A 13,781-nucleotide genomic window follows, 5' to 3' on the forward strand; every position below is an offset into this window, starting at 1 on the left:
GCCTCCCTAATCCAGCCGCCGTTTGGTTTTCACCCACGTCAGGCCAATAAACATGATTGCCGAAGCCAACAGAAACAGCACGTTGATGACCAGTACCACCGGGATATTGCCTGCCAGAAACAGGCTTTGCAGGGTACTAACGAAGTAGCGCGCCGGAATAATGTAGGTTACCGCCCGGATCACCGCAGGCATACTGTCAATCTGGAAGATAAACCCGGACAACATGATCGACGGCAAAAAGGCGGCGTTAAGCGCCACCTGCGCGGCATTGAACTGATTGCGCGTAATGGTCGAAATCAGTAACCCCATCCCCAAAGTGCTGAGCAGAAACAGGCTGGTGATGAAAAACAGGATCACCAGCGAACCGCGATACGGCACCCCGAGAATAAATACCGACACCAGCATACACAGCAACATCGCCAGCATTCCGAGGAAGTAGTAGGGGATAAGCTTGCAGAGCAGGAGTTCGGTACGGGTAACTTCGGTAGAGAGCAGCGCCTCCATGGTGCCGCGCTCCCATTCGCGCGCCACCACCAGCGAGGTGAGGATCGCGCCGATCACTGTCATGATGATGGTGACCGCGCCGGGGATAATAAAATGCTGGCTGATGGCGGCGGGGTTAAACCAGTAGCGCATCTGTACGTCAATCAGCGGTTCGAAACTTTCGCCGCGATCGTCGGCCCGCTGCTGTTGCCAGACCTGCCAGATCCCCTGTACATAGCCCTGAACGAAGTTGGCGGTATTGGGTTCGCTGCCATCGGTGATCACTTGTAGCGGGGCATCTTCACCGGGGCGCGCCATCTGTTCGGCAAAATTCACCGGAATGACCACCAGCCCGCGAATGCGCCCGGCCTGCATCATCTGAATGAGTTGCTGGCGATTATCGCTGACCGTCGCGTCAAACCACGGAGAGCCGGTCATCGTATGGGCGAAGTCCAGCGCCTCTTCGCTGTGCTGCTCCAGTAAAATGCCCACGCGCAGCTTGCTGGAGTCCAGGTTTATGCCGTAGCCGAAAATAAACAGCAGCATTAACGGGATCACCACTGCAATCAGCCAGCTACTGGGATCGCGCACAATCTGGCGCGTCTCTTTGACGCAGAGTGCGCGCACGCGGCGCAGGGAGAGAGGGCTATGCATCGTGATGCTCCTTATCCCAGTTATGGATCAGCGTGATAAAGGCATGCTCCATCGTCGGGTCGGTGTGCTCCGCATCGGCCGTTTGCGCTTTCAGGGCATCCGGCGTGCCGCTGGCGATAAGTTTACCGCGATAGACCAGCCCGATACGGTCACAATATTCGGCTTCGTCCATAAAGTGGGTAGTGACCATGACCGTTACCCCTTTCTCCACCATGCTGTTAATGTGCAGCCAGAACTCGCGGCGGGTCAGCGGGTCGACGCCGGATGTCGGCTCATCGAGGAACAGAATGTCCGGCTCATGCATCAGCGCGCAGGCCAGCGCCAGGCGTTGCTTAAAGCCCAGAGGCAGGGCGTCGGTTGCCTGATTGGCTATCGCCTTAAGGCCAAACGCGTCCACCATCCGTGTGATTTTATCCTGCTGCGCCCGCCCCCGCAGGCCGTAGACGCCGGAAAAAAAGCGCAGGTTTTGCGCCACCGTCAGGTTGCCGTAAAGGGAGAATTTTTGCGCCATATAGCCAAGATGCTGGCGTGCCTGGCCGGAGCTGGTTTTTAAATCCATATTCAGCACCAGCGCTTTGCCGGAGGTGGGGACCAGTAACCCGCACATCATCTTGAAGGTGGTGGATTTCCCCGCGCCATTTGGCCCGAGCAGGCCGAAAATCTCGCCGCGCTTGACGGCAAAATCGACGTGGTCGGTGGCGGCGAAATCGCCAAATTTTTTCGTCAGTTGCCGGGCTTCGATCACTGTCTCATCCGGGGTGCCTTCCACGGTATGCAGAATGGCCCCCAGCGGCGACTGGGTGAACGCGGCACCGCCCAGCAGGTCGATAAACGCGTCTTCAAAGCGCGGCGCGGTCTCTTCGATGTCTAACCGGGTCAGTGACGATGCGCTGCGCAGGGCGTCCACCGTTGATTCTTTCGCCAGAATCACCCGCACCGAACGTCCCTGAATCATCCCGTCGCTGACCTGCGGCAGTTTCAGCAGGCGTTGCAATAGCTGGCGGTTGTTTTCCTGCGGGCTGCTGGCGAGAAAACTGCGCCCGGCCATGGTTTGCGTCAGCGCGCGCGGTTCGCCCTGATAAAGCAATTCACCTTCGTTCATCAGCAGCACATCGCGGCACTGCTCGGCCTCGTCCAGATAAGAGGTGCTCCATAAAATCAGCATGCCGTCCCCGGCGAGGGTGTGCACCATCTGCCACAGTTCACGGCGTGATATCGGGTCCACGCCGACACCGGGTTCGTCCAGCAACAGCACTTTCGGTTGCCCGACCAGGGTGCAGGCAAGCCCCAGTTTCTGTTTCATGCCGCCGGACAACTTGCCCGCCAGCCGTCCGGTAAAGGGGGCGAGGGCGGTGAATTCAAGCAGTCGGGCAAAGGTCTCCTGCCGCTGTTCCCCGGTGACGCTGCGCAGATCGGCGTACAGGTTGAGGTTTTCTATCACCGTGAGATCTTCATACAGGCCAAATTTTTGCGGCATGTAACCGAGCGAGGCATGCAGTTCGCTGTTGTTGGCGATGGGATCCAGGCCAATAACCTCCGCGCTGCCTTCATCGGGTTTCATCAGTCCGGCGAGCATGCGCATCAGCGTGGTTTTCCCCGCGCCATCCGGGCCAACCAGCCCCGTGACGTATCCGGCTTTCACGGTGCAGTCCAGACGGGCGACGGCGGGTTTCTCCATCCCGGCGAAGCGCTTGACCAGGCCGTTCAGACGGATGGTTGCCTCACTCATTCCGTGCTCCATTATCGAAGCTCACGGTAACCGGCATCCCCTGGCGCAGAGCGTCATCGGCGTCGGTGACGATAATGCGCAGCCGATAGACTAAATCGGTACGCAAGTCCGGCGTTTCCACGGTTTTTGGGGTGAATTCAGCCGTCGGTGAAACAAAGCCAATTTTGCCGTGGTAAGGCTTATTGGGGCGTCCATCAACGTACAACAATACCGTCTGACCGGGCTGGGCCTGATGCAAATTGACTTCGCTGATGTAGGCGCGAACCCAAACCGGGCGGGTCAGGGAGAGCGTCAGAACGGTACTCCCGGCATTTAACATGCTACCCGGCTCCACGGCGCGGGTGAGCAGAGTGCCATTAGAAGGCGACACCAGTTGGGTATCCTGCAAATCCAGTTGTGATTGCGCCAGTTGCGCCTGTGCCTGCTCAAGGCTGGCTTTGGCCTGGGCTATCTCCTGCGGGCGATTACCGGTACGGTACTGGCTGAGTTTATCCTTCGCCGATTTCAGTGTGGCTTGCGCCTGGTCGCGAGAGGAACGCGCATTTTCCAGGTCGTTGGCGGAAATGGTCCGGCTTTTCCACAGCCCCTGCTGGCGCTGATAAAAGTTTTGCGCGTAATCATAGGCCGCCTGCGCCTGATTGACCGCCGCCGCCGCCTGGGCAATCTCTTCATCGCGATAGCCCGCGGTGACCAGATCGTATTTTGCCTTCGCCGTCGAGACATTGGCTTGTGCCTGCATAAGGGCATTCTCGTAAGGGGCTTTGTCGATTTCGCCAAGCTTCTGCCCGGCGGTTATCGCATCCCCTTCATCCACCGCAAGTGAAGCGAGACGTCCGCCGACCCGGAAACTGAGGTTCACGGTGCGAATATCCACATTCCCGTAGAGCGTGAGGGTGGCTGCCTGTCGGCTTTGATACCACATCCAGCCCCCGCCAAGCGCGGCGAGTACGATAACGACAATCAACACGATGACGACAGGCTTTTTCATAACCCGGAACTCCTTGTTAATCCCTGAAGGATAAGATCGATATGGCACGTGATGACCTGGCAAATCAGGTCGGCTTTCTCATCGTCGAATTGCGCCCATCCGGTGCGCAGCAAAATGGTTTCCCGACCGAGGCGGAAGGCGAGGATCTCGCCGATCAGCGCATGGGTGTGCAAAATGGTTTGCGTATCATTGGCTTCTCTGCCGGTGTAAGCCGCAATCAGCCGGGTAAGATGGCTGTGCAACGGGGCGATCACCTGGTCATGAACTAACTGGTAGGCGCGGGTAGGGGAGAGCTGTTCGCGCGAGATAAATTTACTCAGATTCAGCGTGTCATCGTGGGTGAGCAGCATAATCATGTTCTTGCAGGCCCGATGAATCAGTTCACGTATCGCCTCTTTATCGGGTTCCGCCTGGGTAAACAGGATTTCGGCGGCTTCGGCGTGGGGGCGAAAATTTGCGCCAATAAAATCGGCGATCCACTGGGCGCAGGCGAGATACAGATCCTCTTTTGAACCGAAGTAGTAGGGGATCGCGGCAATATTCTGCCCGGCCAGCGCAGCGATATCGCGCGTGGTGGCATGCAATCCGTATTCGCCAAACTGCGCGAGGGCAGCGGCAATCAACTGGTTTCTGGCCTGCTCACCTTTACTGGTCGTCGAGTTCATATTCATCGGTGGAATAAAGTTAATCAATCGATTGATTAACTTTATGGCTATTTTTTCACCGTGTCCAGTCGGGTGTTATCACTCTCTTACCGCTAAAAATAGCGTGCCGTTCCCCAGGCCCCGGGCCATACGGGTTGGGAAAATCGGAGAAATATTTCTTCAATGATTAGCAGAGCGATATTTTATGCGCTGTGTCACAAAAGCTGTTACACTCCGCCCCTTCATGACATTGTGGTTTTTGTCATCTGTCATATTATTATCTCCTCGAAAACTACACCTGTTATGGTCGGGGCGGTGCGGAGTTGTTATGTCTTTTGATTCCCTTGGCCTGAACCCGGAAATTCTGCGTGCTGTTGACGAGCAGGGCTACCGTGAGCCAACCCCTATTCAGCAACAGGCGATCCCAGCGGTGCTGGAAGGCCGCGACCTGATGGCGAGCGCCCAGACGGGTACTGGCAAAACCGCGGGCTTTACGCTGCCGCTGCTGCAACGTCTGGTACAAAAAGAGCCGCACGCGAAAGGCCGTCGCCCGGTGCGTGCGCTGATCCTGACGCCAACGCGCGAACTTGCCGCGCAAATCGGCGAAAACGTACGTGATTACAGCAAATATCTGAACCTGCGCTCGCTGGTGGTTTTCGGCGGCGTGAGCATTAACCCGCAAATGATGAAGCTGCGTAGCGGTGTCGATATCCTCGTCGCCACACCGGGTCGTCTGCTGGATCTGGAACACCAGAACGCCGTCAAACTGGACAGCGTGGAGATCCTGGTGCTGGACGAAGCAGACCGCATGCTGGACATGGGCTTTATCCACGATATCCGCCGCGTGCTGGCTAAACTGCCTGCGCGTCGTCAGAATCTGCTGTTTTCCGCGACCTTCTCGGATGACATCAAAGGCCTGGCCGAAAAGCTGCTGCGCAACCCGCTGGAAATCGAAGTGGCGCGCCGCAATACCGCCTCTGAGCAGGTAACGCAGCACGTTCACATGGTCGACAAAAAACGTAAGCGCGAGCTGCTCTCCCAGATGATTGGCGAAGGCAACTGGCAGCAGGTGCTGGTCTTCACCCGCACCAAACACGGTGCCAACCATCTGGCTGAACAACTGAATAAAGACGGTATTCGCAGCGCGGCTATCCACGGTAACAAAAGTCAGGGCGCGCGTACCCGTGCGCTGGCAGACTTTAAATCGGGTGATATCCGCGTACTGGTCGCAACCGACATTGCGGCCCGTGGTCTGGATATCGAAGAGCTGCCGCACGTAGTGAACTACGAGTTGCCGAACGTGCCGGAAGATTATGTACACCGTATTGGCCGCACCGGTCGTGCTGCGGCAACCGGTGAAGCGCTGTCGCTGGTCTGCGTCGATGAACATAAACTGCTGCGTGACATCGAACGCCTGCTGAAAAAAGAGATCCCACGTATCGCTCTGCCGGGTTACGAGCCCGATCCGTCTATCAAGGCCGAGCCGATTGTGAATGGTCGTCAGAGCCAGGGCCGTGGTGGTCGTGGTCAGGGCGGTGGCGGTGGTCGCGGACAACAGCAGCCACGCCGTAACGACGGTGGCGCGCCGAAAGCGAAAGCGCCACGTACCCAGGAAGGAAGTAAACCGGCGGGTGAGAAACCGCGCCGTCGTCGCCCGCGTAAACCCGCGGCGAGCGCCTGACGCCTGATGTGATTAAGAAGCCCTGCCAGCGTGCAGGGCTTTTTGTTTTTGGGGGTGAGGGGGAAAATGCGGCTCTGATGGTCATTCCGTTCACCTTATGTTCCTTGCTTTTCTGTCGCGACAGAACCCGTGAACGTGCCAGGGTGGCTCACCGCCACCACCCTGGCGACCCGGGCTCCCGGCCAGGAAAATCGCCGCTGGCGCGGTCCATGACGCTTATGTCGGCTGACTTTCGGGTCGGGGACCAGCCTGCGTCCTTGCAGGCTATCCCCTCCGCCCGCTTCCCTGCGGGCGGCCCCGGTCAGCCGCCAACGCCTCATCGATTTTCAGCCGGACCCTGTCATCGCTGTCACTGTTTTATTCTTTTTAAGCGGCGTTATCGCTGTAAAACGTAAGATTGCTGGGGATGCCTCAGCCCCGTGGGAGAGGGGCGGGGTGAAGGGGAAAAGCTTATACCGCTGTCGGCCTGAATTGTGCAATCCATGCCTGACGTTGTTCCCGCGCCCGCTGGGCCACGCGCGCCTGCGGATCAGAGTTAAAGCCGTGATACGCCCCAGGCCACACATTCATTTCCACCGCCACGCCCGCACGGATTAACGCCTGCGCAAAGCGAAGATTTTCATCAAGAAACAGATCCAGCGTACCCACGCCGAGCCAGGTGGGTGGCAAATTAGTCAGGTCCGTTGCTCGTCCCGGCGCAGCATAAGCCGACACCCCCTCCGAGCCTGGCTCGCAGCCCAACAGCGATCGCCAGCCAAAACGGTTATATTCACGCGTCCAGACAAACTCACCGGTCACCGGATTCGGGTTTTCTTCCGTTACCGTACGATCATCGAGCATCGGAAACATCAGGTTCTGAAAGGCAATACGTGGGCCATTGCGATCGCGGGCCAGCAGCGCCAGCGAGGCCGCAAGTCCGGCCCCTGCGCTGTCGCCCATCAGCCCAATATGGTCAGAATGGATACCGAGTGCGGTGGCCTGCTCGCTCATCCACACCAGCGCGGCGTAACAATCCTCCAGCGATCCCGGAAAGACCGTTTCGGGTGCCAGACGATAATCGACAGAGACGATCACGCAGTCGTGTTGCAATGCGGTGGCGCTGGTCAGCGACAGTGACTGTTCCGGGCTACCGAAAAGATGACCGCCGCCGTGAATATGCAAAATACCCATTCGGTTCTGCCCCGGCGTTGCGGGGGTAATAACACAGACTCTGACGGCAGGATGTGCGGGTGAGGAGATAAGATGTTCTTCCACCGATAACCCGGTGTCCCGGAAACATTGCACGTTAGCCAGCGCTGCCTGCTGGCGTTGTTGGCGAAGGGCAACGAGAGCGTCTTGTGTCAGGGAGAGGGGGCGGCTATCCGCCAGTGCCGGGCGTAATTCAGGATCGACCAAATTCCATGTGTTCATCATGTAGCCTTGTCTGTCTCGGTAATATTTGCAGAGCGGGAAATCTCCCGCTCCGTCATTACCTTACAGTGTTTCGCCGTTGCTGGCGATAACCTGCTTATACCAGTCAAAGCTGCGCTTTTTGCTGCGTTTTAGCGTACCGTTGCCGTCGTTGTCCTTATCGACATAGATAAAACCGTAGCGTTTTTTCATCTCGCCGGTCCCGGCGCTGACGATATCAATCGGTCCCCACCAGGTGTAACCCATGATGTCGCAGCCATCGGCAATGGCCTCGCCCATCTCACGGATATGCTGGCGGCCATAATCAATACGCGCGGTATCGTTGATGACACCGTTTTCATCTGGCTCATCCACCCCGCCGTAGCCGTTTTCGACGACAAACAGCGGCTTACGATAGCGGTCCGCCAGTTCATTGCAGACGATACGGAAACCTTTGGCGTCAATCGGCCAGCCCCAGGCGGTTTTTTCGAGATACGGATTGTCCTGACCGACGGTACCGCCGGTGTCGACGCGAAACTCACCGCCTGCCTGATGCAGCACGCTGCGATAATAACTAAAGCCCAGGTAATCGGACGGGTAACGGGCGATAAGCTCGAGATCGCCATCCTCCATGACCAGCTCAATGTTTTGCTCGCGAAACAGGCGTGGTGTCCAGGCCGGATATTCACCCAGCATCATCACATCAGAGTAGAAGAGTGAACGGCGGCGCAACTGCATGGTCGAGAAAATATCTTCCGGGTTGCAGGTGGCCGGGTAGACGGTGCTCAGCGACAGCATGCAACCTATCTTCGCGTCCGGGATAATCTCATGACATAGCTTGTTGGCCAGCGCGTTGGCGACAAACTGATGATGGTTTGCCTGATATAGCTCCTGCGCCGTGGAGTTGGGGTCAACCGCGCCTGTCGCAAAGGGCATCCGGTTCATATTGTTCAGTTCGTTAAAGGTCATCCAGTATTTGACCTTCTCGCGATAACGCCTGAACACCACCTCACAGTAGCGGGTGAAGAAATTCACCAGTTTGCGGTTCTTCCAGCCGCCATACTCCTGATACAGCGCCAGCGGTGTTTCGTAGTGGGAGAGCGTAATCACCGGCTGAATACCGTATTTCAGCAGCTCATCAAACAGGTCATCATAAAATTTCAGCCCGGCCTCGTTAGGCGAGGTTTCATCGCCGCGCGGGAAGATGCGCGTCCAGGCGATAGAGGTGCGAAAACAGGTAAAGCCCATCTCAGCGAACAGCGCCACGTCTTCTTTGTAATGGTGATAGAAGTCGATGGCTTCATGGCTGGCGTAATATTTATGCGGGTCGATAACCGCATCATGTTTGCCGGAGGCGATACCGCCGCGTACCACATCGGAGATAGACGGCCCTTTGCCGTCCACATTCCATGCCCCTTCTGCCTGGTTGGCGGCAATGGCGCCGCCCCATAAAAAATCGTTCGGGAAAACAGACATATCCACTCCTTAATCCGCCAAATCTTCGCCATTGGAGGCGATCACTTTTTTGTACCAGTGGTAGCTCTTTTTCAGGGAACGCTTCTGGGTGCCGTTACCCATGTCATCCTGATCGACATAGATAAACCCGTAGCGTTTGGAAATTTGCGCGGTGCCCGCGCTCACCACGTCGATTGGCCCCCACCAGGTGTAACCAAACAGATCCACGCCGTCGGCCAGCGCCTCGCGCATCTGTTCGATATGCAGACGCAGATACTCAATGCGGTAATCGTCGTCGATAGAGCCATCCGGATTCACCGTGTCCACTGCGCCAAGGCCGTTTTCGGCAATAAACAGCGGCTTCTGATAGCGGTCATATAACTGATTTAGCGCCAGGCGCAGCCCTTTTGGATCAATCTGCCAGCCCCACTGGCTGGTGGGCAGATGCGGGTTACGAACACCGCCGGTGATCAGGTTGCCCTCGGCCCCTTCCAGTTTTTCCGGGTGGGCGCTGACGGTGCTGGACATGTAATAACTGAACGAGACGAAATCCACCGGGTGCTGACGCAGGATCTCATCGTCACCCACCACTTTTTGCAGCGTGACGCCTTTCTCTGCCAACATACGGTCGGTATAAGCCGGGTAGTAGCCGTGCGCCTGCACATCGCTAAAGAACAGCGACACGCGCTGCATCTCTTCACAGGCCTGCAAATCGTCCGGGTGACAGGTGTGGGGGTAGAGCATCTGGTAGCTGATCATGCAGCCGACTTTCGAGTCGGGAATGATCGCATGGCAGGCTTTAGTCGCCAGGGCGCTGGCGACGAACTGGTGATGCGCCCCCTGGTATTTATCCTGCTCCAGGTGCGGGTTATCCTCTTCAATCACCCCGACGCTGACGTACGGGTGGTGCTTCACGCAGTTAATCTCGTTGAAGGTCATCCAGTACTTCACTTTTTTGCGATACCGGGTAAAGCAGGTCGTGGCGAAACGCACATAGAAATCCACTAACTGACGGTTCGGCCAGCCGCCGTAATCGGTCACCAGCGCCAGCGGCATTTCGTAATGGGAGAGGGAAACAATCGGTTCGATACCGTGAGAGTGCAGGGTGTCAAACACCTCGTCGTAGAACTTAAGCCCGGCTTCGTTAGGCTCGCTTTCGTCACCACGCGGGAAGAGACGCGTCCAGGCGATCGACATGCGGAAGCATTTAAAGCCCATCCCGGCGAAGAGAGCGATATCCTCTTTGAAGTGGTGGTAAAAGTCATTGCCCTTGCGCTTCGGGTAATATTTGGTGCTGTTCGGATCCTGCGCTTCACGCACCTGCGCGTGGGTCATTCCCAGCCATTGATCGAGCCAGCGCTCTTTGGGCGTATTGATGTCAAAGGTATAGACATCGGACACGGACAGCCCCTTGCCGTCGACGTTCCACGCCCCTTCGAGCTGGTTTGCCGCCGTCGCGCCACCCCATAAAAACCCTTCCGGAAATGATTTAGAAAATGTCATGCGCTTGCTCCTCATGCCGCTGATGCGGTCAGTGTCAGAAATTCGTCGCGGCTGGCAACATTGCCGTTCGCTTTAACCGGGCTGATATCGCCATAGCATTCACTGTTGGTCACCACCAGGATGACGCTCGGATCAATGCCTTCGGCCCGTAAGGCGTCAAGATCAAAGGTGACCAGCAGGTCGCCCACTTCGATAAACTGTCCGGCCTCGATATGGCTGGTGAAGTGCCTGCCGCCGAGTTTGACGGTGTCGATACCGATATGAATGAGGATTTCCGCCCCGGTATCGCTTTGCAGCGCCAGCGCGTGGTGAGTTTCAAAGACCGATGCCACCTTGCCGTTAACAGGGGAACGTAACTCACCGGTGGTGGGATAAATTGCCAGTCCTTTGCCGAAAATCTCGTCGGCAAAGACCGGGTCGCTCAGGGTGTTAAGCGCTTTCAGCTCACCGCTTACTGGCGCAAACAGCTTCTCTTCTGAGCGGGCGATGGGCATCGGGCTTACGCCTGCGACCACCGGCTGTGCTGCCTCTTCAAACCCCAGAATCACTGTGAGAGTGGCGGCACAGACAAAGGAGATGGCGATACTGACCAGCGCCCACAAAAAGGTTGGGCCCACCAGCGCCGGAAGACCAGGCAGGCCGCTTAAAGCGAAGGCGTAGGTTTTCACTCCCATCGCCATGGCGAAGGCACCGCCACAGGCTCCGCCTGCTAACGCTGCGGCAAAAGGCCGTTTGTAGCGGATGTTGACCCCGTACATCGCCGGTTCGGTAATCCCCATCATGGCGCTAAAGCTGGTGGTCAACGCCAGTGATTTGAGCTTTTTATCGCGAGCACGCAAGAAGACGCCGAAGGCGGCACCGGCCTGCCCGAGGTTGGCAATGTAAAAAAGGATCTTGATAGGGTCGAAGCCCATGGTGCTGATGTTATTGATCATGATCGGCACGATCACATAGTGCATGCCGGTAATGATGATAAGCGACAGCGTGCCGCCGACCACGACGCCTGCCACGATCCCCATATTCTCCACCAGCCAGATAATGCCGCCAGAGAGGGCATTGCCGGTATAAATCCCCACCGGGCCGATGGCGATAAGGGTAATGGGCGTGACAATCAGCAGGCACAGCAGTGGCACAAACATGGTTTTCAGCGGGCCGGGCATAAAGCGGTCAATGAGGCGCTCAACACGACTGAGCAACCACACGGCAAGCAGAATCGGGATCACCGTTGAGGCGTAATTCACGGTGGGAACCGGTAAGCCGATAAAATTCACCGGCGCGCCGGCTTTAAACAATGTCTGGATAGCCGGATGAAAGAGAACGGCGGCAAGTGCGACCGCAACGTAAGGGTTAGCACCGAATTTCTTCGCTGCGCTAAAGGAGAGCGCTAACGGCATGAAGTAAAAAACGCCGTCACTGATCGCCAGCAGGATTTGATAGGTCTGGTTAGTGGTTTCCACCCATTGCATGGCCACCATCAACGCCAGCATACCTTTCAGAATACCGGCCCCGGCAATGGCCGGAATAATCGGCGAAAAAATACTCGACAGGCCTTCCAGTACCACCGAAACCGGGTTACGCCGTTTGGTGGGGCGAGCGGCATTGTCGAGATCGGGGAGCTTCGCGAGTAGGGCTTTGCATAAGGGTTCGACGTCGTTACCAATAATAAGCTGGAACTGGTCGCCGGAAATATTCACACCCATGACGCCATCAAGAGCTTCGAGGGCGGCGCGGTCAGCCTTGTCGTTATCCTTAAGCAGAAAACGCAGGCGGGTAATGCAGTGAAACAGTGAGAGTACGTTCTCTTTGCCGCCAATCCTGTCGATGATTTGGCAAGCCGTGTCCTGATAATTCATAAAAATTCCTCCAGACTGAAGTCAAAAGCCGACTTCATCCACAATGACCGGCGTTTGCCGGGACCTTGTTTCCTCTGGGGTTTGCCTGAACTACCCGTCTATTTAGGGGATGAACAGTAACAAGCCTGGATGGAATAACGATATGTTTCAGACTTCCTGACGCGTTAAATTTTCCCTGCGTCGGGCACCGTCCGCTGCACAATATTCTCAATATGCACCGCAAGGTAGAGCTTTTCCGAGTTGCTCATGGGGTGGTGATAATTCTTGCTGACGAACTCATTCATTGCTTCGACACATTTCAGCGTAGTTTGATAACGGCGCTGGACCAGTTCGAAGAACTCTTCGTCGTCATTATTTAACACCACCCCATCAATCACCCGTTGGGCAAAGAACTTTAGATGAGTAATAAATCGCTGGTAATTCAGACTATGCTCATCAAGCGGGATATTAAAAAAATACTTCACAATGTTTTGTAACTGATAAATAAGCCGTGTAATTTGTGCGGTTTTTCCCATGGTGTCATTGAGCCCGGCATTCACAATATGCAGAGCGATACTACACGCCTCGCTGTCGGGTAATAATGTTCCGGTGCGGGCGACAACCATCCCCAGCGCCTGGCGGCCAATGGCGTATTCCGCGGTGTAGAAATGGCGAACTTCCCACTCCAGCGGATTAGGTAAAACTTCATTGTTTTGTTGGCGTTGCAGCGCAAAATGCAGGTGGTCTGCGAGGCTCACATAGAGCCCATCGCTGAGCTTGTGCGTCAGTACGCTGCGGGCGTGAGTGATGATATCGGCGGTTAACTGCAAAATATCCACCGGCACTTCGCTGACCAGGTCTTTAAAACGAGCAGAAATTTGCGAATCTTCCAGACGGAATATTTTATCGATGGCGTCACGGTCGATGCTGGCACCGTTGTGGGTATTAAACCCCAGCCCCCGGCCGGTTAAAATAACCTCCAGACCATCCTCATCCACTGCGCTGACAACATTATTATTTAATATTTGTTTGACCAGCATCGCCAACTCCTGAAAACAAAAACGGGCAAGACATAAATACAGATATGGGCGGATTGGCCCCTCAGTCTGCATTTAGGTTTTGCCCGATAGTCGGTAACAAGCGTAATGCAGTTAAAACCTAGCACCGCGAAAAAAAATATTCAATGTGACAAAAGGCGTTGCGTAAATTCGTATGCCAAATTGTGATCCGGTCTGCGAAAACGGGCGCGGCGACGGAAAATGTCTGTCAGTTCGCAACCCGGAACCCTTAGCCGGCTTAACCAGGTGATTGCGAAGAACGGTTTTATCCGGGGAAGGCCGGGAGCCCGGGTCGCCAGGGGGGGGCGGTGAGCCACCCTGGCACGTTCACGGGTTCTGTCGCGACAGAAAAGCAAGGAACATAA

General features: G+C 56.2%; 11 protein-coding genes. 1 reads left to right on the forward strand and 10 read right to left on the reverse strand.

Going from position 1 to position 13,781, the window contains the following annotated elements; all coding sequences use genetic code 11:
- Positions 1 to 6: 6 nt before the first annotated feature.
- The 4 genes from IP582_RS07500 to cecR are packed head-to-tail and all read right to left on the reverse strand — an operon-like array spanning position 7 to position 4,525.
- Positions 7 to 1,137, reverse strand: a complete 1,131-nt coding sequence (locus IP582_RS07500; protein WP_039077222.1) for an ABC transporter permease — start codon at positions 1,135 to 1,137, stop codon at positions 7 to 9.
- Complete coding sequence (locus IP582_RS07505; protein WP_108701782.1) at positions 1,130 to 2,866, reverse strand: ATP-binding cassette domain-containing protein; 1,737 nt, start codon at positions 2,864 to 2,866, stop codon at positions 1,130 to 1,132. Before IP582_RS07505 ends, IP582_RS07500 begins: the two co-directional genes overlap by 8 nt.
- On the reverse strand, positions 2,859 to 3,854 hold the full coding sequence (hlyD, locus tag IP582_RS07510) for a secretion protein HlyD (RefSeq protein WP_193795542.1): 996 nt from the start codon (positions 3,852 to 3,854) through the stop codon (positions 2,859 to 2,861). Before hlyD ends, IP582_RS07505 begins: the two co-directional genes overlap by 8 nt.
- A complete protein-coding gene (gene cecR / locus IP582_RS07515; RefSeq protein WP_039077219.1) occupies positions 3,851 to 4,525 on the reverse strand; it encodes a transcriptional regulator CecR in 675 nt (224 codons plus the stop codon). The genes hlyD and cecR overlap by 4 nt, the downstream gene beginning before the upstream one ends.
- 301 nt (positions 4,526 to 4,826) lie before the next feature.
- On the opposite strand from cecR, the gene rhlE reads away from it, so the two are divergent.
- Positions 4,827 to 6,179, forward strand: a complete 1,353-nt coding sequence (rhlE, locus tag IP582_RS07520) for an ATP-dependent RNA helicase RhlE (protein WP_039077218.1) — start codon at positions 4,827 to 4,829, stop codon at positions 6,177 to 6,179.
- A gap of 95 nt (positions 6,180 to 6,274) precedes the next feature.
- On the opposite strand, the gene IP582_RS07525 is transcribed toward rhlE, so the two are convergent.
- The 6 genes from IP582_RS07525 to licT all read right to left on the reverse strand — a co-directional run bounded on the left by IP582_RS07525 (position 6,275) and on the right by licT (position 13,398).
- Positions 6,275 to 6,499: a hypothetical protein gene (locus IP582_RS07525; protein WP_193795543.1), complete on the reverse strand. Its 225-nt coding sequence runs from the start codon at positions 6,497 to 6,499 to the stop codon at positions 6,275 to 6,277.
- Between the two features lie 130 nt (positions 6,500 to 6,629).
- Entirely contained in the window at positions 6,630 to 7,589 is a 960-nt protein-coding gene (locus tag IP582_RS07530; protein ID WP_193796204.1) for an alpha/beta hydrolase, read from the reverse strand.
- A gap of 63 nt (positions 7,590 to 7,652) precedes the next feature.
- Positions 7,653 to 9,044: a glycoside hydrolase family 1 protein gene (locus IP582_RS07535; protein WP_107222931.1), complete on the reverse strand. Its 1,392-nt coding sequence runs from the start codon at positions 9,042 to 9,044 to the stop codon at positions 7,653 to 7,655.
- A gap of 9 nt (positions 9,045 to 9,053) precedes the next feature.
- Positions 9,054 to 10,526 carry a glycoside hydrolase family 1 protein gene (locus IP582_RS07540; protein ID WP_039077215.1) on the reverse strand — a complete coding sequence of 491 codons (1,473 nt, stop codon included), beginning with the start codon at positions 10,524 to 10,526 and terminating at the stop codon, positions 9,054 to 9,056.
- A gap of 11 nt (positions 10,527 to 10,537) precedes the next feature.
- On the reverse strand, positions 10,538 to 12,379 hold the full coding sequence (locus tag IP582_RS07545) for a beta-glucoside-specific PTS transporter subunit IIABC (protein ID WP_193795544.1): 1,842 nt from the start codon (positions 12,377 to 12,379) through the stop codon (positions 10,538 to 10,540).
- A 164-nt stretch (positions 12,380 to 12,543) separates the two neighbouring features.
- The gene (gene licT / locus IP582_RS07550) at positions 12,544 to 13,398 is read right to left on the reverse strand and encodes a BglG family transcription antiterminator LicT (protein ID WP_193795545.1); all 855 of its coding nucleotides are present in this window, start codon (positions 13,396 to 13,398) and stop codon (positions 12,544 to 12,546) included.
- Positions 13,399 to 13,781: the final 383 nt, after the last annotated feature.

The sequence above is a fragment of the Citrobacter sp. BDA59-3 genome, from assembly GCF_015167655.1.
GTDB classification, from domain to species: Bacteria; Pseudomonadota; Gammaproteobacteria; order Enterobacterales; family Enterobacteriaceae; genus Phytobacter; species Phytobacter diazotrophicus.